Source organism: Streptomyces sp. NPDC002787 (assembly GCF_053592095.1).
The window spans coordinates 173839-195095 of sequence record NZ_JBSFVC010000009.1 but is presented as its reverse complement, the minus strand read 5'-3'; the positions used below and the strand labels follow the sequence as shown (position 1 = coordinate 195095).

General features: G+C 65.3%; 21 protein-coding genes. 17 read left to right on the top strand and 4 right to left on the bottom strand.

The window, feature by feature from the left end; genetic code table 11:
* Positions 1 to 148: 148 nt before the first annotated feature.
* A complete protein-coding gene (locus tag ACWD26_RS14945) occupies positions 149 to 1303 on the bottom strand; it encodes a tyrosine-type recombinase/integrase (protein ID WP_451269930.1) in 1155 nt (384 codons plus the stop codon).
* Positions 1287 to 1784, bottom strand: coding sequence for a helix-turn-helix domain-containing protein (locus ACWD26_RS14940; RefSeq protein WP_451269928.1), 498 nt, complete (start codon positions 1782 to 1784; stop codon positions 1287 to 1289). Before ACWD26_RS14940 ends, ACWD26_RS14945 begins: the two co-directional genes overlap by 17 nt.
* A 145-nt stretch (positions 1785 to 1929) precedes the next feature.
* Between ACWD26_RS14940 and ACWD26_RS14935 the strand changes: the two genes are divergently transcribed.
* The 9 genes from ACWD26_RS14935 (at position 1930) to ACWD26_RS14895 (ending at position 11962) form a co-directional block, all read left to right on the top strand.
* Positions 1930 to 2124, top strand: coding sequence for a helix-turn-helix transcriptional regulator (locus tag ACWD26_RS14935; RefSeq protein ID WP_451269926.1), 195 nt, complete (start codon positions 1930 to 1932; stop codon positions 2122 to 2124).
* Positions 2087 to 2992 (top strand): hypothetical protein, encoded by a 906-nt coding sequence (locus ACWD26_RS14930; protein ID WP_451269924.1) that lies wholly within the window; start codon positions 2087 to 2089, stop codon positions 2990 to 2992. Before ACWD26_RS14935 ends, ACWD26_RS14930 begins: the two co-directional genes overlap by 38 nt.
* A gap of 72 nt (positions 2993 to 3064) precedes the next feature.
* On the top strand, positions 3065 to 3958 hold the full coding sequence (locus ACWD26_RS14925) for a bifunctional DNA primase/polymerase (RefSeq protein ID WP_451269922.1): 894 nt from the start codon (positions 3065 to 3067) through the stop codon (positions 3956 to 3958).
* A complete protein-coding gene (locus ACWD26_RS14920; protein ID WP_451269920.1) occupies positions 3955 to 5040 on the top strand; it encodes an AAA family ATPase in 1086 nt (361 codons plus the stop codon). Before ACWD26_RS14925 ends, ACWD26_RS14920 begins: the two co-directional genes overlap by 4 nt.
* Before the next feature lie 212 nt (positions 5041 to 5252).
* Positions 5253 to 5561: a hypothetical protein gene (locus tag ACWD26_RS14915; protein ID WP_451269918.1), complete on the top strand. Its 309-nt coding sequence runs from the start codon at positions 5253 to 5255 to the stop codon at positions 5559 to 5561.
* Between the two features lie 2806 nt (positions 5562 to 8367).
* Positions 8368 to 9177, top strand: a complete 810-nt coding sequence (locus ACWD26_RS14910) for an uL30 family ribosomal protein (RefSeq protein ID WP_451269916.1) — start codon at positions 8368 to 8370, stop codon at positions 9175 to 9177.
* Between the two features lie 416 nt (positions 9178 to 9593).
* Positions 9594 to 10076: a hypothetical protein gene (locus ACWD26_RS14905; protein WP_451269914.1), complete on the top strand. Its 483-nt coding sequence runs from the start codon at positions 9594 to 9596 to the stop codon at positions 10074 to 10076.
* Between the two features lie 357 nt (positions 10077 to 10433).
* Positions 10434 to 11108, top strand: a complete 675-nt coding sequence (locus ACWD26_RS14900) for an HAD family hydrolase (protein WP_451269912.1) — start codon at positions 10434 to 10436, stop codon at positions 11106 to 11108.
* Positions 11105 to 11962, top strand: coding sequence for a DUF1932 domain-containing protein (locus tag ACWD26_RS14895; RefSeq protein ID WP_451269910.1), 858 nt, complete (start codon positions 11105 to 11107; stop codon positions 11960 to 11962). Before ACWD26_RS14900 ends, ACWD26_RS14895 begins: the two co-directional genes overlap by 4 nt.
* A gap of 12 nt (positions 11963 to 11974) precedes the next feature.
* Here the strand turns inward: ACWD26_RS14895 and ACWD26_RS14890 are convergent, their stop codons facing one another.
* Both ACWD26_RS14890 and ACWD26_RS14885 read right to left on the bottom strand, forming a co-directional pair.
* On the bottom strand, positions 11975 to 12535 hold the full coding sequence (locus ACWD26_RS14890; RefSeq protein WP_451269908.1) for a guanylate kinase: 561 nt from the start codon (positions 12533 to 12535) through the stop codon (positions 11975 to 11977).
* Positions 12532 to 13572, bottom strand: a complete 1041-nt coding sequence (locus ACWD26_RS14885) for an AAA family ATPase (RefSeq protein WP_451269906.1) — start codon at positions 13570 to 13572, stop codon at positions 12532 to 12534. Before ACWD26_RS14885 ends, ACWD26_RS14890 begins: the two co-directional genes overlap by 4 nt.
* A 210-nt stretch (positions 13573 to 13782) precedes the next feature.
* On the opposite strand from ACWD26_RS14885, the gene ACWD26_RS14880 reads away from it, so the two are divergent.
* From ACWD26_RS14880 to ACWD26_RS14845, 8 genes are all read left to right on the top strand, one after another.
* Positions 13783 to 13980 carry a hypothetical protein gene (locus ACWD26_RS14880; RefSeq protein ID WP_451269904.1) on the top strand — a complete coding sequence of 66 codons (198 nt, stop codon included), beginning with the start codon at positions 13783 to 13785 and terminating at the stop codon, positions 13978 to 13980.
* Positions 13981 to 14042: 62 nt separating this feature from the next.
* Entirely contained in the window at positions 14043 to 14936 is an 894-nt protein-coding gene (locus ACWD26_RS14875; protein WP_451269902.1) for an aminoglycoside phosphotransferase family protein, read from the top strand.
* A 73-nt stretch (positions 14937 to 15009) separates the two neighbouring features.
* Positions 15010 to 16260, top strand: a complete 1251-nt coding sequence (locus ACWD26_RS14870) for a methionine adenosyltransferase (RefSeq protein WP_451269900.1) — start codon at positions 15010 to 15012, stop codon at positions 16258 to 16260.
* On the top strand, positions 16260 to 17186 hold the full coding sequence (locus tag ACWD26_RS14865; RefSeq protein WP_451269898.1) for an aminoglycoside phosphotransferase family protein: 927 nt from the start codon (positions 16260 to 16262) through the stop codon (positions 17184 to 17186). Before ACWD26_RS14870 ends, ACWD26_RS14865 begins: the two co-directional genes overlap by 1 nt.
* Positions 17183 to 17899, top strand: a complete 717-nt coding sequence (locus ACWD26_RS14860; protein ID WP_451269896.1) for a histidine phosphatase family protein — start codon at positions 17183 to 17185, stop codon at positions 17897 to 17899. Before ACWD26_RS14865 ends, ACWD26_RS14860 begins: the two co-directional genes overlap by 4 nt.
* Positions 17892 to 19184 carry a serine--tRNA ligase gene (gene serS, locus ACWD26_RS14855; RefSeq protein ID WP_451269894.1) on the top strand — a complete coding sequence of 431 codons (1293 nt, stop codon included), beginning with the start codon at positions 17892 to 17894 and terminating at the stop codon, positions 19182 to 19184. Before ACWD26_RS14860 ends, serS begins: the two co-directional genes overlap by 8 nt.
* Positions 19184 to 20206: a glycosyltransferase gene (locus ACWD26_RS14850; RefSeq protein ID WP_451269892.1), complete on the top strand. Its 1023-nt coding sequence runs from the start codon at positions 19184 to 19186 to the stop codon at positions 20204 to 20206. Before serS ends, ACWD26_RS14850 begins: the two co-directional genes overlap by 1 nt.
* Positions 20207 to 20226: 20 nt before the next feature.
* Complete coding sequence (locus tag ACWD26_RS14845) at positions 20227 to 21201, top strand: hypothetical protein (protein ID WP_451269890.1); 975 nt, start codon at positions 20227 to 20229, stop codon at positions 21199 to 21201.
* The last annotated feature ends 56 nt before the right edge of the window (positions 21202 to 21257 follow it).

Here is a 21257-nt window from a genome sequence, read left to right as displayed (position 1 = left end):
TGTGCGGTCCGTTGAGCGTAAGGCGCAAAAGGGTGGGTCGCTCCTCCGCCAGGGGCCGTTGTGGGCGAACTCACCTGTGCGGCGCCGCCATCCGAGCTACCTGGTGTTCAGCCGTTCGACCAAGATCGGAGGGCACATCGAGGGCACATCACGCGGCCTCGGATAGGAACTCCTCCACCGCCTCGCGGGTGTCCTCGTCCTCGTCGGGGAACAGGTGCGCGTAGATGGCCATCGCCACGGTCACGGTGTCGCCCAGCCGCGCTGCCACGGTCTTCGGCCCCTTACCGTGCTTGATCAGGACGCTTGCGTACGTGTGCCTCAAGGCGTGCAACCGAGTGCCCTTCGGCAGGCCGGCCGCCTTCACCGCCGGACGCCACACGTTGTCGGCGAAGTGGTCCGCGTTGACGGGGCCTGCGAACACGAAGTCGTCCTGGTCGGCCGGGTACGCCTTCAGGTGAGCGGCCAGGGCATCGATGACGTTCTGAGGCACGGGCACCGTCCGATACGAACGCTTCGTCTTGGGCGGGCATACGACCACGCCGGGATACGCCCGCTGAACCTGCTGCTCGACCTTCACCGTACGACGGAGGAAGTCGATGTGCCTGACCTGGAGGCCGAAGAGTTCTCCCGCCCGCAGCCCGCTTCCGACCGCAAGGATGACCAGCACCCGGTACCGGTCCGGCATGGCGCCGGCGAGCTTGTGCACCTCTGCGGAGGTGAGCGGGGTGACCTCGCTGTGAGGGACCTCCACAGCCTTCAGGCCGGCGCAGGGTGACGCCGGTATCAGCTGGTCGCGTACAGCCGCGTTGAACACGGCGGAGACCTTCTGCTGCACCTTCCGAGCGGTACGAGGGGCGAGGCCGTGTACGCGGACCAGGGCGGTCAGCCAGGCTTGCAGCTCACTAGGCCGGATCGATGTCAGCCGCCGGTCGCCGAAGGTCGGGTAGGCGTAGAGCCGAAGGACAGTCTCAACGTCGCGCGCCGTGGTCGCCCGATGCGGTTGCGCCTTCCGCCACTGCTCGGCGTACTCGCGGAAGGTGGTCCGCAGCTCGCTGGGATGGACGTACCGTCCCTTGTCCAGATCAGTGGCGATCTCGGCCGCCCTGCGCTCCGCCTGGGGCTTCGTGGTGAAGTTCTCCTTCACCTGCTTTCGGTCCGGATCGCGGTATCGGACCTGCCACCGCTTGCCGTCGCCGTGGACGCTGCTCGGGTAAAGCGTCTTGGACTTAGTGGAGTGCTCCCGGCAGGGCCGGCCGTCCTTGTCCGGCCGGGACAGGTGCCAACGATCACATACTGCCGCCACCGCCCTCACCTCTGTCTTCCTCGATGAATTCGCTGATCATGAACTCGTCCGGGGTCGCGGCTGGACGCAGCCTCTTGTGGGGCCGGTTGACGCGCCTCCATGGCAAGAGCTGTTCCCACCGCTCCTCCGGGTCGTCACGCAGCTCCAGTGGGGTCTCGCCGGTCGCCCACCGCCAAGCTGCTGCCCACGGAACCGAATGCTTCTCGGCGATCTTGACCGGCTCGCCTGGATCCTCGGGAGGCAGCAGCAGCCTGGCCGGACTGACGGACAATGCGTCCGCGAGCGCGACCAGGTCATCGGCATCGACGCGGCGCTCCCCGTTCTCGATCCGTCCGAGACCGAGTGTCGGGATCTTTCTGCCGATGTCTTCCAGCCGTCGCGACAGCTCCGCCAGCGAGAGGCGTTGCTCTTCCCTGAGCCGCTGCACGTTGACCCGGACGTTCTCGCCGATGGGGCCGAGTGGGTTCCGCTTCTCCGTCATGCACCCACCATCGCATCATTATCGATGCATCGCAATACGACTTGATCCCTGATGGCTCGCTCTTGACGCCTCCCTAGAGATCATGCACTCTTGAATTCGAATGCATCGATGATGATGTTGTCTGGGATCAAAAGGAGGTGAGCGCGTGACCATCAAGCTGGCCTCCCCGGCCGAAGTCGCCGAACACCTGGGTGTCCCCGTGGCGACGCTCAGTCAGTGGAGGTACCTGCGCCGGGGTCCCAGGTCGATCAAGGTCGGCCGGTACGTCCGCTACCGCTGGACCGACGTGGAGGCGTGGCTGGATGAGCAGTCGCGCGGCGGTGATCGCGATGCCGCCTGAGGAGACGGCCGGCGTTTACGAGGCCAGCCACGTAAAGCGAGTCCGTAGCACGAACACCCAGCTCAGCGCCCTCGATGACGCGATCGTCCAGGTGTGCCAGGAGAACCAGCCGATCACTCTGCGCGGCGTGTACTACCGCGTGATGTCAGCGGGTGCCGTCGAAAAGACAGAGGCCGCGTATAACAAGGTCGGGCGGCAGCTCAAGAAGCTGCGCGAGGACGGCCGCGTCCCTTACAGGTGGATAGCCGACGGCACCCGCTGGCTGGTCGAGCCGCAGTCCTACCGCGATGCCGAAGCCGCCCTCGAAGCGACGGCTGAGGCGTACCGGAAGATGCTTTGGCTCGACCAGCCCGTCGCGGTCATGATCTTCACCGAGAAGGACGCCATCACCGGCGTCGTATCCGGCGAGACCAAGAAGTACCAGGTACCCCTCGGCATCCTCCGGGGCTACTCGTCACTGTCCTTCGCTCACTCCACCGCCTCGGCGATCCGCCGGTATGGCAAGCCCGTGCACGTGTACCACCTCGGTGACCATGACCCGTCGGGCGTGGACGCCTGGCGCTGCTTCAGGGAGAAGCTGACCGAGTTCGCGCCGGACGCCAACATCAGGTTCGACCGGCTGGCGGTCACCGAGGAGCAGATCGAGGAGTTGGCGCTGCCGACACGGCCCACCAAGCGGTCCGACACCCGATCCAAGAAGTGGACCGGTGGTGAGTCCGTAGAGGTCGACGCCATCGAACCCGACACCTTGCGCCGGATCGTTCGCGAGGCCATCGAGCAGCACATCGACACACATGCACTGGAGCTGACCGAGGCGGCCGAGGAATCCGAACGTGACTACCTGTGGGACCTCGTCGCCGAACTCTAATTCCCCCAACCCCCAAGGAGGTTGAGCGCCCGCACCGCCACTCTCCTTCGCGAATAACGAAGGACCGAACACATGGCAGAAACAGCAGAAGGACCCCCCATCGCCCAGTCGGAGGGCCCTTCCGAAGGAACCGATCATGTTTCCGTACCCACGGTAACACCCGAGGCTCTGGCTGCCATCAGCTACGCCGAGCGCGATTGGCGGGTGATCTGGGCTCCGCGCGGCAGCAAGCACCCGGCCGTGAGGGCGTGGCAGGACCGCGCCACGACCGATATCGCCACGGTCGTGCGGTGGTGGACGGCGAACCCTGCGGCGAACGTGTGCATCGCTACCGGCCGCGCCTCGGGCATCTTCGTGCTCGATGTGGACGACAAGGGCGGCGTCGGAGGCTCAGTCACCCTCGCAGCCCTGGAGCGCCAACATGGCGACCTCCCGGACACGTACACGCACGGCACTGGTTCGACGGGCGTGCACTACTTCTTCAACTACGACGGCATCGACTTCGACGTCCGCAACTCGGCCGGAAAGTTGGGGAGCGGGCTCGACATCCGCGCCGATGGCGGTCAGGTGGTCGCACCTCCGTCGCGGGTGGACGAACCGGAGCACGTGATGCCGTACGTGGCGCTCGTGGATGCCCCGGTGGCTGCCGCCCCGAAGTGGCTGATTGACCGTCTGCGGCCCCCGCGGCCGACCGTGCGGCCGATGCCACCCAACGCATGGCTGTCGCCACCCCAGGAGCGTGCAGCCGGCCTCCTGGGGTGGCTCGCCAAGGTCCAGCCGGGGCACGGCCAGGACGACGCGCTGTGCTGGGCCGTACGGGCGCTCAGGGACGAGGGGGTGTCCCGCGAGGCGGCAGGCGATCTTCTGCGGCCGGTCGTCCTCGGATGGCCCTGCTCGAAGGAGGAGCCGTGGACCGAACGCGACATCGAGCGTCACCTTCGCTCCGCGTACAAGGGGGCGGCATGACTACCCCCGACGCGTTCATGGGCGGTGCCGCATCCGACCTGTGCGAGCACGACCAGCTCAAGGGGAAGTGCCGTCGTCCTGGTTGCCCCGACGGGTTCACGTCCTCCTCCGCAGCCGCGCCCGAGAGCCGCTTCACCAGCGGAGGGAAGTTCATCCTCGACGCACCGAAGAACGTCCCAGTCGTCTGGGGGGCGGGAGGCGACATCCTCTGGGCGCAGGGGCAGTCCGTCATGCTGTGCGGCTCCAACGGTGTCGGCAAGACGACGCTGGGCGGGCAGCTGCTGAAGGGCCGCCTCGGGCTCGTGGACCAGGTCCTCGATCACCCCATCGCCTCAGGGCGCAGGAACGTCCTGTACCTCGCGATGGACCGACCCTCGCAGATCCGGCAGTCGCTGGCCCGGCAGTTCCGGCCGAGCGACCGCGAGGTGCTGGACGAACGGCTCAAGGTGTACGAGGGGCCGCCGCCGTACGACCTCGCCAAGCACCCTGAGATCCTCCTCGCCCTCTGCGAGGAGGCCGACGCCGACACGGTGTTCGTGGACTCGCTCAAGGACGCCGCGATCGGGCTCACTAGCGACGAGGTGGGGGCGGGCTATAACCGGTCACGGCAGCTCGCCATCGCGGGGGGTGTCGAGATTTTCGAGGCGCACCACCAGACGAAGCGGTCGGCCACTGGGGGCAGGCCCGACGGCATCGAGGACGTGTACGGTTCCGCGTTCCTCACGGCCGGTGCGGGCTCCGTCGTCCTCCTGGCTGGGGAGGCCGGTGACCCGGTGGTGCGGCTGAAGCACCTCAAGCCCGTCGTGGACTCGGTCGGCCCGTTCGAGGTCAAGCACGGGCAGGACGGCACCTCGTACATCGTGGATCAGCTCGACCTGCGGGCGATGGCAAGCGCCACCGGGGTGGGCGGTCTCACCAAGCACGACGTGGCACGCCGGATCTTTGGCACGACCCAGCCGACCAGGAGCCAGCTCGAACGAGCGGCCAGGAAGCTCGACAAGCTGACTGCCGAGGGGGGTCTCACGAAGGTGCCGGGGGAGCGGGGCAACGCTGGCCGGCCGAGCCGGTGGTACACCGCATGAGTAATCACGCTCGAAATCACGGCCATCACGTTGATCTTGCTAATCACGACGAAATCATGGCTAATCACGCGACCAGCAAAAGCCCAGGTCAGAGGTAATCACGGCTAATCACGCTCTCTGCCCTGACACACAAATCACGCAACCCACTGTCTCTTTAGAGACAGGGGGTGTGTGTAGGCAATTCGATCAAGGATTCAAGGAGAAAGATCAGCATGGGCCGCAAGAAGAACAACAAGCCGAGGCGCAACAGGCCGGACCGCTCGATGGCCGAGAAGGCGGCCGACGTCTACCGCTGCGGTCACTGCCACTCGGCCGTCGGCTGGTCGGTCGACGAGGACGGTACCGGCCACATCAACATCCATCACGACTCTGGCTGTCCCGTGCTGGCCGCGACCCTCAGCGACGTGCCCGACATGCTCCGGGCGGCCGACATGACCGGTGGCACCGTGATCACAGATGCCAGCACCGGCCGGGCCATCGGCCTGATCCATCTCGGCTCCGACGAAGGGGGGACTTCGTGAGCGAGGACCTCCACACTTTGGTCGTGTCCCTCCAACGCTTGGCCGTTGCGGCCGAGCGCCTCGCTGACGCGCTGGGAGCCTGCCAGAGTCCCTCCCGCTACGGACTCCCGGAGTCCCGCAGCACCGTCCAGAGGGCTCCCGCCCGGACTCCCGTCAGGGCCCGTGGGTCCTTGCGGGCCGCCTGCCCGTACTGCTATGCCCAGCCGGGCTGGCGCTGCCGCACCGCGCAAGGTGGCGAAGCACGCAGGGCACACAAGGACCGCCGCCGCGCGGTGTACGGGCGAAGCAAGGGGGACGCGCGATGAACCGGCATTGCGCTGCCAGACGGCCATGCCGGCGCCGGGACCTCAGAGCCGAAGCCTGATTGAGCCAGTAGACGGAAGGTCTCATTTCCTGACGAGGCAGATCCGCCGGCCGCCTACTCCTCGTCGATGAGGTGAAACGTCCCGATGATGGGCGCGTCATCAACCTGGTGCGGCACCTGGGTACGTGAGGGGGCCTCTGCGGCCCGCTGCGGCGAGTCAGGCAGACGCTGTTGTCGCCTCCACGCGGCAGCACGAGCGCGATTGATCTTCGCGGCGCCCGCAGCGCGATTGCAGCTCGAATGACTCCACGCCCACCCATCGCCATCGTCGCGATGGTCAAGGTCCAGCGACTGGCCCGCGAGCATGAGCTTCCCACAGCGGTGGCAGTTCTCACCGACGGCCGTCGCACGATTCTCGGGCGATGACGCGCGCCGAAATGCGGGGTCGCCGTGCTTGCCCCGGCACTCGACACAGCGTTTCGCCGGCCGACCGAGCTTCTGGTAGAAACTCGCGCTGCAGTCCTGGCATATACGGTCGGGCATTCAATCCCCTTGATCATTTTACACTGGCGTGCCGCAGAGAGAAACGAAAGCAGAGTGGCGGAGTCGCAAGCCGTCCAAGATCTACGCGCACCCCCTCCCCCCCACTAGCCGGGGGCCCGAATACCCGGCACGCCTGGAGTCCTGCCGACTCCCGCCAAAAGTCGCCACTCATTCCGCTTCACGCACGCATGCCGCTTCCATGCCAGGCAATTAGAGCATCACGCCCTGCAGGAAAATCGAGGCGAAGGGAATCTCCCATGATCGCCGTTGCTCGGTGTTCGACTCGCTTCGAAAATTTACCGGTTGCAAATGTGCTTACTGCGGCGTGGTGACGTCTCTCATCGAGTAACAGTATAGGTGCTCTCGCGAGACATACCAGCACAGGACCGGCACGGACATGGGTATCTCCGATACCTGAATATGATGATTCATATTTTAGTTGCAGTCACGATCATCCGTACATGCCATACGAGGTATGAATAATGGAAATGAGTGGGCGCACATGAGAGGTGACTAGAGGGCCGAGGTCGAGGCAAGGAAACACCAGTTGAATAGTAGGACGAGTGTCCCATCGCCCCTTGGGCTCCAGCACGCCCAAAACTGTGAGCCGGAAACCGTGGTTCTTCCTCGATCGAATAATCTGAGGATCCCTGCTCCTCCCCCCCAAGGCGGACATCAGACGTGCAGCACCCAGAGGGCGACCTATGATCCAGAGGTTGCGATTTTCTTCGTCAGCGTTCTTTTCTCCGCGAGTGGTTCCGGATATCTCTTCTGCCCACCGATTGGTACGAACCACCGCCACCAAGCCGGGCGAGCGTAATTAGGTAGCGAAACGGGAGCAGCTTCGACACCTGCGCGGTGGGCGGTCATGCGGCCCCTTGGTGGTGGCCCGGCTGGGAGGGCGATGACGTAGTCATCACTGCCCAAGGGGCACCAGCGAAGGAAAGGCAGTGAGCACCCCGTTAATAGACTCTGTGAACGGCGGGCATGCCGTCGGTGGAGGCCAAAAACCGGGTACTCCCCGAGCCCGTGGGCCTTGGTATGACTACAGGTCCCTTCTATGACCTCCCGCGCCGTCAAGCTCCTCGCCGACGCAGCCACCCCGGAGGACCTGTTCCACGGGCAGTGACAGGGTCGGCCATCCATACTCGACGCCTTCAAGCCCTACCTGGATGACCGCTGGCCCCAGGGCCGCACGAACGCCGCCTGGACGGTGTGGGAGGAGATCGTGCCGCTCGGCTATCACGGCAGCTACCAGCGGGTTCGCGCCTATTTTCAGGAGAAGCGGCTCTCGCCGGGCCCTGTCATCGCTCGGCCACCTTCACCCGGGTCGTCGCCGGATGGATCCTCCGCTTGGCCGGAGACCCTCACCGAGACGGAGCACTGTCGCCTCAAGGCGGTTCGGATCCACTGCCCTGAACTGGACGCTCTCACCGGCCACGCTCCTTCGTCCAAGTGCTCACCGAGCGCCAAGGCGAACCGCTGCCGCAGTGGCTTGGTGCCGTCCGGCGAGGCGACCTCCCCGGCCTCCACACGCTCGCCGCAGACATCGACCGTGACCGCGATGCAGTCATCGCCGGCCTCACCCTGCCCCTGGAGCTCCGGCGTCGTCGACGAGGCGTACGGGCATCCGTACCTTGGGGCCTTTGCGGTCGGCTTCGGGGAGGCGGTCCGTCCTTCCCGGCTATTGCGCCGGTGCAGCCGTGTTCGGACAGATACCTCGGTCTACGTGAGTAACGGCTCACTCACTGAAGAAGCGACCTACGACCAAATGGGGCCGATTTTCCGGTTACAGACCAGTTAAATTCCCGACCTACACCTTCCCAGGACCCTGAGCCATCCGGATGATGTTTGGACCCGATAGGGTGCACTCGCGAAGCCATGAAGACGTGCCGCGATTATAGCTGATGCAGCTCGGGGTAACCTGACGAAATATAGTCGAGCAAATCAGGAGGCGCTTTGGAGACGGCACGCAAAGCACGACACAGTCGTCCCCCGCGCTCGTATGCTGAGGTCGATTGGGCGTCGCATGCGGCACACCTACGAGACTCCATCGTCGTTGAGTTGCGAAAGCCTGGGCAGCATTCAATTAAATCAATCCGAGCCACACTCATGAGCATGGGTCTTAAGCGCGTCGGAGATGTCGTCGTCCTGGCTAACAATGCGCGAAATCGCGGAAAGGTCCGACGCGTGCAGGGTAACATCTCAATCATCGACCCCTCAGCGTCAGATTTTTCCGACAAGCTGAACAGGAAGAAGATGGGCGTCATGCAATTTCGCAACTACGAGAACGGCCGATATGCAGGACGGATCGCCACCTTCAAGACTACAGGAGAATATGCATCCCTTGAACATTACGAAGGCTACTCGATCTTGGCCTGGACTTCAGGGATTGAATATTCGGGAATATTGGAAGTCTCAAGGCGATTCCTAATCAATGCCAGCACCATGCGCGTCTTCATTGGATCTGACGCGGTCGATCCAGACCAGGAACTGGAATTCGATATCGCCGAAAATCAACTCACCTCTGACACCACCATTGATTTCGTTCGCGTCAACGGCGGGCCTGAAGCGTTGTCGCTAACAGAGCCACTTGAGCGCGAAGTCGGTATTTCTCACCTATCGCAGCTTAGCTTCATGTTCCTAAACCCTGACCAGAAGCGCCTGCTGGAACTTCTTGAAGAGACTGGGTCTCCGATGGTACAAGCTAAAGCTGGCAACCTCCTACGAAACCTGCTGGTTTTGAAGCGTCCGGCAGGCGAAACGTGATGCCTCTCTTCTGCTCCCCTGAAGGTCGGCGCCGCGCTATCAAGGTGCGCTCGAACCTTGACGGCACGCACTGCGTCGTAGGTAGTACTGAGGTAATCCACCAGATCACCGTGTCCACAAGCTTTTTCTTTCCGGTTCGGGTTTATCTTTACTGGGTATGCGATAATGGCTCCACTGAAAGAATTCCACCGTACGCCGATCCAATCACTTTGGAACTCAACGGCGAGACTGGACCGGTAGAGGCGTCTCACGAGTGGAGACTTAAAAAATCTCAGAGTGCAACCCCAGGCCCCTCGCAACTGACGGTCAATGTCAAGTGGCATAAAGTCCTGACGCCTGGGCACGTCAGCGCCCCAACCCTCCTTCGCAGCCCGTTGATTTACAATTTCCGTATCCAATAGCGCGGAGGGTTAAGAGTGAAGCTTTTGGCTCTGCTTTTTCCTTTCGTGTTCGCTATCGGATTGATTGCTGTCGGCCCACTGGTCAGCGACAAGATCAAGGGCTTCGAAATCGCGTACTATAGGATAAAGTTTGCGGAACTCAATCTTGCCGAGTACGTTGACGCTGAGACAAGCGAAGAGAGTATCGCCGAATTAACGCAGTATCTAATGGATGCGTATCAATGGGTAGCTCTCACCATGGCCCCCGTGGCAGGGGTGGTCACTGCATTCCCAGATGCCAGGCTGCACTGGTGGGTGATTATGGCGTACCTAACTGTAGCTTTGGTAGGCTTTTTCGGCTTCATTCGTATGCTCAGAGACGCTGCTGCTGTCGACCCTGAGAAGTATTTTCAGGAGTCAAGGCTGAAGATTGGAAAATATAGCCCTGTCTCCGTCCTTGGCTTCGCTGTAAATGCTCTGGCATTGGCAGTCGTTTCACTCATTTACCTTCTGGGGTGACCGGGCATAAGGGGATTCCTTCGGTCTCACCGACCGCTGCTCCGCCACCGGTCGCAGAGCAGCCTCCTGCTGGGGACGCAGCACTGACACCATCCGAGACGGCCTCCGCCTCCGGGACGCCCTGGGTGTGCTGACCTCGTGCATCGCGCGTGTCTGACGCTCCGGACGGTGGTGCTCCGGTGGCACCATCCGCCGACGGCTGACACAGATGACATCGACGGCACGCATGGCAGTCACCTACTCAAGCTTGGTGGCACGCGCTCAAGGTTCCATGCCACAGGACAACGGCCACCTGGGGGACCGCCTGAAGATCGGGGAGTGTCACAGAGTTGACCTGCGCGCACTAAGGTGCGGGATGTGCAGCGCCTCTTGGTTCTCTTCGATCTCGACAACACGCTCGTGGACCGGCGGGGAACGCTTGCCGACTGGGCCGCCGAGTTCACCACCCGGCACGGTCTGGAGGACAAGGAGCAGGCGCACGTCCTGGGCGTGGTGGCCGAGCGGGCCTATCCGTCCAGCTTTGATGCGATCCGCACCCGGTACCGGCTGCCCATGTCGACGGCGGATTTGTGGCACGAGTACTGCACCGACATCGCGGGCTTGGTGTCCTGCCCAACCGAGGTCCTCGACGGCTTCGACGAGCTGCGTGCGGCCGGCTGGCGCGTGGGGGTGGCAACCAATGGTGCGGCGGACATCCAGCGCGCCAAGCTGCGGGCCACCGGTATCTCCGAGCGCGTGGACGGCGTCTTCGTCTCCGAGGAGGCCGACGCGCGCAAGCCGCAGACCCGGCACTTCGCCCTGGCCGCGGCCCGCTGCGGCACCGTGCTGGGCGACGGCGGGTGGATGGTCGGCGACAACCCTGCCAACGACATCGGCGGCGGACGCTCCGCGGGGCTGCACACCATCTGGATCAGCAACGGCCGCTCCTGGCTGGCGGACGATCACTCGCCGGACCACGTGGTGCCGAATGCACGCGCCGCCATCGACCTGCTGCTTCTGCACTCGGCCGACCACACGAGGACCACGGCATGACGGACACCATCGGGCTGCTGCACCCCGGCAGTATGGGATCCGCCTTCGGCGCCCAACTACGCAGCCGCGGCCACATCGTGCTGTGGTGCCCCGACGGACGCAGCGACACAACCCGCCTCAGGGCTGAGCAGGCGGGCCTCGAACCCGAAGCACTGCCCGCGCTCGTCTCCCGCTCCGACGTGTTGCTCTCCCTGTGCCCTCCCGCCGCCGCAGAGGAGACTGCCGCCCAGGTAGCAGAGCTCGGTATGGCCGGCGCGGGCACCATCTACGTCGAAGCGAACGCCGTAGCGCCGTCGCGCATTGTGAGTATCGCCGACCAAGTGGCCCCTATGCCGATCATCGATGCCGCGGTGGTCGGATCGCCTCCCGTGGCTGGCAAGTCCCCGACGCTCTATCTGTCAGGCCCCGGGGAGCAGGCCGACCGGATCGCCGAACTCTTCGTGGGCACCGATGTGCGGATCTACCTCTTGGGCGACAGCATCGGCAAGGCCTCCGCACTCAAGCTCGCGTACTCCAGCTACCAGAAGGTCTCCCGGGTGCTGGCCGCCGTGGCGTATGGAGCGGCCGAAACGTACGGTGTCGCGGACGAGCTGCTGGAGATCGCAGCCAAGCGCACCCGCAGCTACCTCGTGGAGACCGACTACATCCCCAAGACCGCTTCCCGGGCCTGGCGTTGGGGCCCAGAGCTTGAAGACGCAGCGGCTCTGCTCACCGACGCCAGGCTGCCGGACTCCCTCATGCACGCCGCTGCCGCGACGCTCGCCCGGTGGGAAGACAGTAGAGACGAGCGACTGGATATCGCCGAGGCGCTGGAAGCCCTGCGCGGCGAGAGGGACCCGAACGACCCGAGCTGACGTCCTGGCCTGTCAGGACCGCGGTGACCTGGCGCGGATGCAGTCGTCGATCCGCTCTGCGGCATCACGGGCTGCCGTCACATCCGTATCCACGCGCAACTCCCACTGAGCCTGCGGATGAGCCGCAAGATCGGCTTGGGTGGCGTCCCACACGGCCAGCCGGGCAGCCGTGTCGGTGTCGCCCCGCTGCGGTGAGCGTCGGGCGGTGGTCTCCTTGGAGCACCACAGCAGAACGCGCACCCAGCGCGCTGGGTAGAGGGCGGTCACCTGCTCCATCCCCACCATCTGACCGAGGTGGACGACGGGAATCCTGCCGCCCTCCATGGCCTGGTCGAGGCCGGCCCGGTCGACTACGTAGATGTTGCCGTACCGGTCGTTGCGGTAGATGACATCGCCGCGTGCCTCTAGGCCAGCCAGCTGCTCCGGCGTGCCCATACGGTAGCCCTTGGTCTTCCCGCTCCCGATCTTCAGGCGGGTGAACGGCACATATCGCGCATCGAGTTCCTTGAGCGCGGCCGTGATCGTGTCCTTGCCTGCCGCCGGCGGCCCGTACAGAAGGATGCCCTGCCTCACTGGAACACCGTCCCGAAGACCTGTCGCACTTGATCCGTGAGCGAGATCGCGGAGCCAAGCCGGTTGTCGACAACCAAGTGCGGCACCACGGGCCGCAGCTCCAGATCGATCCCGGCGGCGTACGTGTCCCAGTTCTGGAGTTTCCAGCTGTCCCGGGCGGCGGACCGGAAGCTGATGTACTCGTGCATCGTGTCGAGGTCGCACTGAATCCAGACGACGGCCACAGTTACGCCACGCGCTTCGCAGCGGTTGATCAGGCGCCGCATCCACCGAGGATCGGTGGCCTCGGCGATGAAGGGTGCGCTGAGTACGGTGCTGATCGCGCAGTCGACGTTCGCGTACGCGGTCTCCAGCAGGCACTGGTACTCCAGCGGGCGGACCTTCTCCCGGTAGAGGTCGGTGTGCCGGTCATTCGGCTCGCTGCCCATCTCTACGAGGAGGCGCTCAACGAGGGGGCGTGTGATCGGGTCCTTGTCGAGGACGGGCCAGCCGGTGAGCTGAGATATGAAGCGGGCGAACTCCGATTTCCCGCTGCCTGCGTAGCCACCGACCATCATCAGCGTCGGCTTGTTCGGGTCACCCCCGGTGTGACGGCGCTTCCAGGCGTCGAGGATTCGCTGCTGTACGCCCCTTCCGTCGGTGTCTTCCGTACCGGGCGCGAGCTGGAGCAACGCGCGCTCCACAGCCAGCACGTGTGCGCCGCTGTGCGATTCGCTCGACTCTGTGAACTTGAGCTTCCTGGCCTCGTCGGGCAGGGCGCTACGGAAGCCCAGCTCCGGCTCGGTCGCGCGGTACAGCAGGCAGTACGCGCGACGGTAGTGCGGTCCGGGATAGACCTCACCCTGCTCGTGCTGCCACAGCGTCTGAAAGTTGGCGGCCGGCACCGTGAGCCCCGCAGCCCGGGCCACCTCGCGCAGCTGCTCGCCCGCACCTTCCAGCGTCAGGCCGTGGGCTTCGCGTTGCTGCCTCAGCTTGTCCGGGCGCCACCCCGGGCGACTCTTGCCCACCGCGCCTACCGCCTGTCCATCCCTGGTCATGATCCGGAGGCTAAGTCTGCCTGTCATGAACCCGTGTGTAAGCGGATGTTGAAAAGTCAGACCAACCGGCCATGAGCTGCTGATGAGCAGCTTCGGCAACAGCTTGTGATACTCCGCACACCTCCGAGCCGCTGTCATGGTCACACCGACGTGGTCGTCGCATACCCGCCTCGGTTTCCAATATCCGAACGAGATCGGAGGGGCTCCGCGGTGGCTGTCGAAGTTGCTGTCCTGCTGATCCTCGGCATCGTGGTCGTCTTCTTGTGCCGGGGAGGTGGGCTCAAGGCTGGTCACGCCGTGGTGTGTGCGGTCTTCGGCCTCTACCTCGCCGGGACCCACAACGTCGGGCCTTTCGTGAAGGACGTCACGGCGTCGATCGCGAACCTGCTGTCGGGGCTGAGGCTGTGAGCTCGTCGATAACTCCGCACTCGTCCAGCTCTTGGAACGACTCCACGGAAAGGAGGCAACCTGTGCTCGATGGCAACGTGACGGTACGTGAGGCCGAGACCTTGTACGGTCCGTTCGACCGTGCGTCTGTCAAGCCGTACGCCATGATGCAGCGGGCAGTCGACGGCGGTTCTCTACTCAAGGTCTACGCGGGGGTTGATCCCGAGGGCCGGCGGCACCGTGAGGCGGATGCGGTTCGGCGTGCGGCTCACTGGGGTCTTTCGGTGCCGGAAGTCCTGGCCACAGGCAGGTGTGACGCTGGATCTTGGTCGGTGTTCCGCATGGTGCCGGGCGTGCCATGCGGCGTGAGCACGGACCGGGCGATCGAGGAGTACATCGATCACGTCCTTGGACTGACGGGCAGGCTTCACCGATCTTCGCCCGATCTCGCACCTGGCTCCGGCTGGAGCGATGAACGAGGGAGCCCTGCGACGCAGTACCAATTCCTGCTCGACCAGCTCTCCCCTCGCTGCCGGGAACGGCCGTGGTGGGCAGCGCTGGCCGAGGCCCTCCAACCGCTTGAATCCCATCCCGTCGTCTACCTCCACGGTGATCTCAAGCCCGAGCACCTCATGGTCGACGACCACCAGCTGAGCGTCGTTGACTGGGAGGCCAGTGCCCGCGGGCCTGCCGTCGTCGACTACGCCGACGTGGTGTTCCACCTCGTACGTGACTTGCTGTACACGGGCATGAAAACCGGCCGTGTCCCGATCGATCTCATGAATCGGCTGCCGTTCAGCGGTCCTGTTCTGGCTTGGCGCCTATTGCTCTGGCTTGATCGCCGTCGCCCTCAGGACATCGACCTCATCCCGGCGCGCGATGTCCACCTGCTTGCCGCCGAGGACCACGCTCCAGCTGCCTACGCGTTGCTGGCTCGGGCTGTCTCAGCCATGCGCGCCGCCGGCGTCCCGCGCTGAATCGTCGCTCCCTGCTCGCGCAGGCGCGTCGACGCCTGCACTCATCCACCTTTCGCCCAAACGGGAGTTCGTCATGCCTCGTACCAGCACGACCATCGGCAAGAGTCACCTCGTCATTGACACCGCCATGGCCAGACCGGACGCGACGACCATCGTCGAACGGAAGGGCCTCGGTCACCCGGACACCCTGGCAGACCACCTCGCCGAGCGGCTTTCCCGCGCCTACAGCCATCACACCGTCGAGCGCTTCGGTGCTGTGCTGCATCACAACTTCGACAAGCTCGCCCTCCTTGGCGGCGCCAGCGAGGTGCGGTATGGCGCCGGCCGGATGACCGCCCCGGTCAGGGTGCTCGTCAACGGCCGTGCCGCGCCCATGTGTGGCGGGGAGCGGATTCCTGTCCAGGAGATTATGGAGGCTGAGGTGCGGGCGTTCTTCGACCAGCGGCTCCCCGAGGTCTCGGACCATCTCGACATCATCTTCAATATCACCAGCAATTCGAGCCCGGGTGCCGTTCTCACGAGTGACGAGGTGCCCGACCGGACGCGTTGGTTCAACCCGCGGTCGATCGAGGACCTGCGGGAGCGGCGGGTGCGGCTGTCCAACGACACGTCACTGGGAACCGGTTGGGCACCGGAGAACATTTTCGAGTCGTTCGTTCGCGAGCTGGTGAACCACTTCTCCGGGGACAGCGAGTTCACCCGCACCCACGCCTGGTGCGGGTCGGACGTCAAGCTCATGGGCTACTGGGACGGGGATCAGGCCGATGTCGTGCTCTGCGTCCCGCAGAAGTCGCGGTTCGTCGCCAGCCGGGCCGAGTACGAGCGGAACACGGAGAGCGTGCTCGCCGAGTGCCACAGGCTCGCGGGCCTTCGGCTCCCCGATGCCGGGGCGCGGTTCCGACTCAACGCGCGTGACGTCCCGGAGAAGGACGAGCTGTACCTCACGTACACCGGCAGCTCGATCGAATCCGGCGACGAAGGCGTCGTCGGCCGCGGCAACCGGGTCAACGGGCTCATCACGCCGCTGCGGCCGATGAACCTGGAGGGCGCCAACGGCAAGAACCCGGTGTACCACGTGGGCAAGCTTTACAACATCGCCGCGCGACGGCTCGCCGAGCGGCTGCACGAGGCGACCGGTGAGCACGCCGAGGTCCACCTGGTGAGCGCTACCGGACAGCGCCTAGACCAGCCGTGGCGCGTCCTTGTCCGTCTGTCGTCTCCAGACGCCGAGGTAGACAAGGTCCTGGCGCTGGTAGAGGAAGCGCTCGGAGAGTTCCCCACCCTCACTGACGAGTTGATCTCCGACGGGATCGTGCTGAGCTGATGGTGCAGCGGACGCTTGGAGAGGTCACCACGGAGTGCCGGGAGCGCCTGATCACCCACTACGGTCCCGAGATTTCCGGGTGGCTCGACATCGTGCCCACTCTGCTGGACCAGGCGGCTGATCGCTGGAAGCTCACGCTCGGCGCGTACCACGACGCCGGACACGCTTCCGTGGTCGCCACGGCCGGCACCCTCGACGGGCGTCCGCTGCTCCTCAAGGTGTGGGCGGATCCCACCCGGTTCCGCAACGAGGTGACCGCTCTGCGGCTTTGGGCGGGGGGTCCCACGGCGGACGTTGTCGAGGTGGCGGATGATCTCGCCGCGGCGGCCCTGGAGATGATCGGCGGCCAGCCGGGCGGCGGCGAACGGCCGTCACGGGAACTGCAGACAGTGGCTGCCGCCCTCAACGGCCTCCACACCTCAGGCCGTCGCCGTAGCCGACCGCGTGACCTCACACGGTTGGCCACATACCTGGACCAAGAAATACGCCCACGGGTGCGGCGCAGGCTGGAAGCGGTCGAGCTGGGCCCATGGCACGACCTCGCCAACGCGATCCTCCCCGAGGTCCTGGCCTTGGAGGAAGACCACGGCCGTGCGACGGTCCTGCACACGGACCTCTACCGCGAGAACGTGCTCTTCGACTGGCTGGGGCACCCGCGGTTCATCGATCCCCTTCCGATGGTGGGCGATGCTGCCTTCGACTGGGCCTTCTGGAGCGTGTACTACGAGCTCGGGCACGGCACGGACGCTCGCCTGGCCACAGCCGCCCGGATTAGCCGTATCCCCGTCTCCGTGCTCGCACCGTGGTGCCGAGCCCTGGCAGTGGACGGTCTCCTCTACTACCTCGAAACCGCTGATCCACGCGCACCACGGATGGCCGACGTCCTCACGCGGTTGTCGGCGCCGACCCCAGGGAACCGACTATGACGACTTACGTCCTTCGCCACGGACCAACCGACTACAGCCGGCGCTACCTGGTCAACGGTGACCCGGCCAAACCCATCCACCTGAATGATGACGGCCGGCGGGCGCTGACCAAGGGGTGGAACAGCTTGCCTCTCCATAGCGTGAGTACGTGGGTGGCCAGCGATTTTCCCCGCGCCCAGCAGACCGCGAACCTGTTGATGGGAGTTCCTGGACCGGAACTGATCACCGAACCGCGGCTGAACGAATTGGACTACGGGAAATTCGAAGGAGGTCCGTTCCTCGAATACGCCGCCTGGCTCGATGGGCACGGCGCCGACGAGCGACCGCCCGGCAGCACCGAGTCGCAGAGCGAGGGAATCCGCAGGATGCTCACGGGGGTCCTCGCCGCTCTGGACCACCCAGGCCCTCGCGTCCTCGTGGCTCACGGACTGCTGGTCTCCGTACTCCTGTGGCACCGCGCACGGACTCCGAACCCGGCCATACCCCTGTTCTTCTCCGAGGCCCCGTACGTCGAGCCCATCGCCATCCCTGACGAGGAGCTGCCGGAATTCATCGGGACGCTGATGAGCGATCTTGAAGTCGACGCTGAACGCCGTGCCTTCGACAACAGCGGCGCGAGGGTATTCCGGAACAGGGACGGCTCGGCGGTTGCTACCGTCGACTCCGCATCCCCATCCCACTCGCAGGATCAGAAGGATCTTCCTCATGCATGATGCCCGCGCCCTGATCGACATGGGTGCCGAAGCGGTTCGTCGGCTCGCTCGTCGCGGCTACACCCTGGACCTGTCCGAGCTGGAGTCCCTCCACTCTCGGCGCAACCAGAACATCCGCTCGGCCGACGAGCTGCGGGCAGAGTCCAAGCGAGTGGCGAGCGAGGTCCAGCAGACCGCGAAGCAGGGCGGTGACATCACCAAGCTCAAGGAGCGCGCCCGCGAGTTGAAGGAGCAAATCCGCGAGATCGAGGCCGGCCAGGAAGAGGTCGAGACCCAGCTCCGCGATCTGCTCCTGAGCATCCCGAACCTGCCGGACGACTCAGCCCCCGACGGCGACTCCGAGGAGTTCGCCATCGAGATCCGGCGTGTCGGCACGCCCCCCGCGTTCCCGTTCGAGCCGAAGGACCACGTCGATCTCGGCGAGGCCACCGGCATCCTCGACTTCGGCAGGGCCACGAAGCTGTCCGGCCCGCGCTTCGCAGTCTCCCGCGGTGCCGGCGCCGCCCTGGAACGGGCCCTGGCCACGCTCTTCCTCGACCTCCACACCCGTCGGCACGGGTACGTCGAGTACTCGGTTCCCTACCTGGTCACCCGCAAGACCATGACCGGTACCGGCCAGCTCCCTAAGTTCGAGGAGGACCTGTTCAAGACCGGCGTCGCCGACCGGGACCTGTTCCTCATCCCGACGGCCGAGGTCCCGCTGACCAACCTCTACGCCGACGAGATCATCCCCCCGGCGGAGCTGCCGCTGGCGCTCACCGCACACACCCCGTGCTTCCGGTCCGAGGCGGGCTCGTACGGCCGCGACACCCGCGGCCTGATCCGCCAGCACCAGTTCGCCAAGGTCGAGATCGTCCGCATCGTCGACCCGGCCGACGCCGACGCCGAACTGGAGAAGATGATCGGCCACGCCGAGGCGTGCCTGAAGGAACTCGGCCTCGCCTACCGCGTCATCAAGCTGGCCGCCGGTGACACGGGCTTCTCCGCCCAGCTCACCTACGACATCGAAGTCTGGATCCCGAGCCAGAACACGTACCGCGAGATTTCCTCGGTCTCCAACTTCGGCATCTTCCAGGCCCGTCGGGCGAACATCCGGACCCGCGGTGAGGGCGGCAAGCCCAAGCTCGCCGCCACGCTCAACGGCTCCGGCCTGCCCATCGGCCGCACCCTGGCCGCTCTCCTTGAGCAGTGCCAGCAGCAGGACGGCTCCATCCTCCTGCCCGAATCCCTCGTCCCGTACCTCGGCTTCCGCCGGATCTCGGCGGACGGAACACCGGAGGCATAGTGCTCGTCGGCGTCTGCGACTTCCCTGGTAGCTACGCCTTTCCACCCGCCGGCTACGGTGGAATCGAACGATGGCTGTGGGCGGTCGCCACAGGCGCCCGTGCCGCAGGCGCCGACGTACACCTCGTCGGGCCGGGCTGGCTCGCGGACCTGGAGCATGATTGGGTCCGCAAGCCGGTCCGCCTGGAGGACATCAACCCCGGAACGCTCGCCGAGCGCGAGCTGCGCGACAGCGGGTACGACCTCCTGGTCGTGGGCCACGAATACCCGTCGCTTCCGGCCTGGACCCGCATGTGGAGTGAGCTGGACTGCGACGTCGCCACGTTCCAGCACTCGCCGGTCTTCCAACACACGGACACTGCCTTCGACGGCCGGCGGTCGCGGCTCTACTGCTACTCGCCCGAGATGATCGAGCGCTACGCCGACCACCGACCGATCCCCGAGCTCGCCGTTCACCTCGGCCTCCAAGAGGAAGAGCCTCCAGCCACTGCCGGTACCGACCTCGTCTGGCTCGGCCGAATCGACGAGGACAAGGCCCCGCACATCGCCGTGCGGGCGGCACAGATCCTCGGCCGCCGGATCCGAATCGTCGGCCCGGTCTTCGACAAGGAGTACGTGCGACTCCACGAGCACCTCCTTGGCGCCGAACACGTGGAGTGGGTCGGGGAACTCGGCGGCACCGCCAAGACCGCCGCGATCGCCGAGGCGTCGGTCTTCGTCTATACGTACGCCCGTGCATACGTGGAGGCCGGTGCCGCCGTCTTCGGTGAATCGCTTCGCGCTGGCACTCCCATGGCCGCTCTCACCTGGCGGAAAGGGACATGCGCCCAGGCAGCACTGTGCAACGAGACCGGCGCGGTCACCGTTGTCGACCCGCGGGAGGACGATGAGACGGCGGCGCGGAGGCTCGCCGACTCGATTCAGCAGGCGGAAGACCTCGACTACCGCCGGGTCCAGGCTGTCGGGATGCAGCGCTTCGACCCGATCCGCCATTTCCAGATGATGGCGACCCGGCCGTGCTAACCCGCACGGTCGGGGACGACTTGGCCCAGCAGATACCGGGTGTGCTGCGTGCTGCGTTAGGCCCGCACTGGGAGTTCACGGCCGACGGCCGCCACATCGAGGTCCGCCACCCGAACCGCGTTACCCCCTACAGACCACCGCGTAGGCGGCCCTCATGGAGAGAACTCCTCGGCTCCCTGGAGAGTGGCTTCGCGCAGGACGGAGCCGCACGAGACGCCTGCCTTCCCCTCCGCTGGGGCCGGGAGACCGAACTGACCATCTCCGCGGTCCAGGCACTCGACCCACTCCTCAAGGATGGCCAACTTCGCACGTACCGAAGCGGGTTTCTTCCCCAACCAGTCGTCCGCTTCACGGGGCAGCGCGACGCCATCGGCCACTTGAAGGACGGTTTTCTGACCTCCTTTGTCAACGTCTCCCGGGTCCAACGGATAGGCAGCCTGGACGAGTACGGCGCCATTCTCGACGGATGGCTGACGGTCCTCTCCCAACTCGGCTTCCATGCCCGGCACCTGAGCATCAAGGGCAAATTGTCCCCGTGGCACCGGAGGCAGGTCGAGGGCATCACGCTGCGCTTCCACCACTTGGACCGCACCCTTGGCGACATCGTCCTCCTGTGGAACACCGAACACCCAGGCCGCATGGCGATAGACCTCGGCAGCGGACTGGAGCGTCTGGCGTGGGCTCGCACCCAGGAACGTTGGCACCAACTGATCTACGGCAGCTTCGCCGATGCTGCGCCGCCGACCATGTTGGATGCCATCCGTACGGCCACGCTCCTGCTCGGGCACGGGATCATCCCAGCTGCCCGAGGCGCAGGGGGAGTCACCCGGCGGGTCATAGGCGCAATCGACCGAGACGCCGCACGCCTTGGCGTCGGAGCCCTGGTCCGGGAGATGCACAGCTACTGGTCGCTCGTCAGCGTCCTGCGCGCACCGTGGCCAGAGATCGCTCGCGCTATCGAGGAAGAGATACGTCATGGCCTCCGCCGTGCGTGAGAAGTTCCCCAGCCCGCATCATGAACCGCATGAGGCGGGCCACGGAGTGCCGCGAC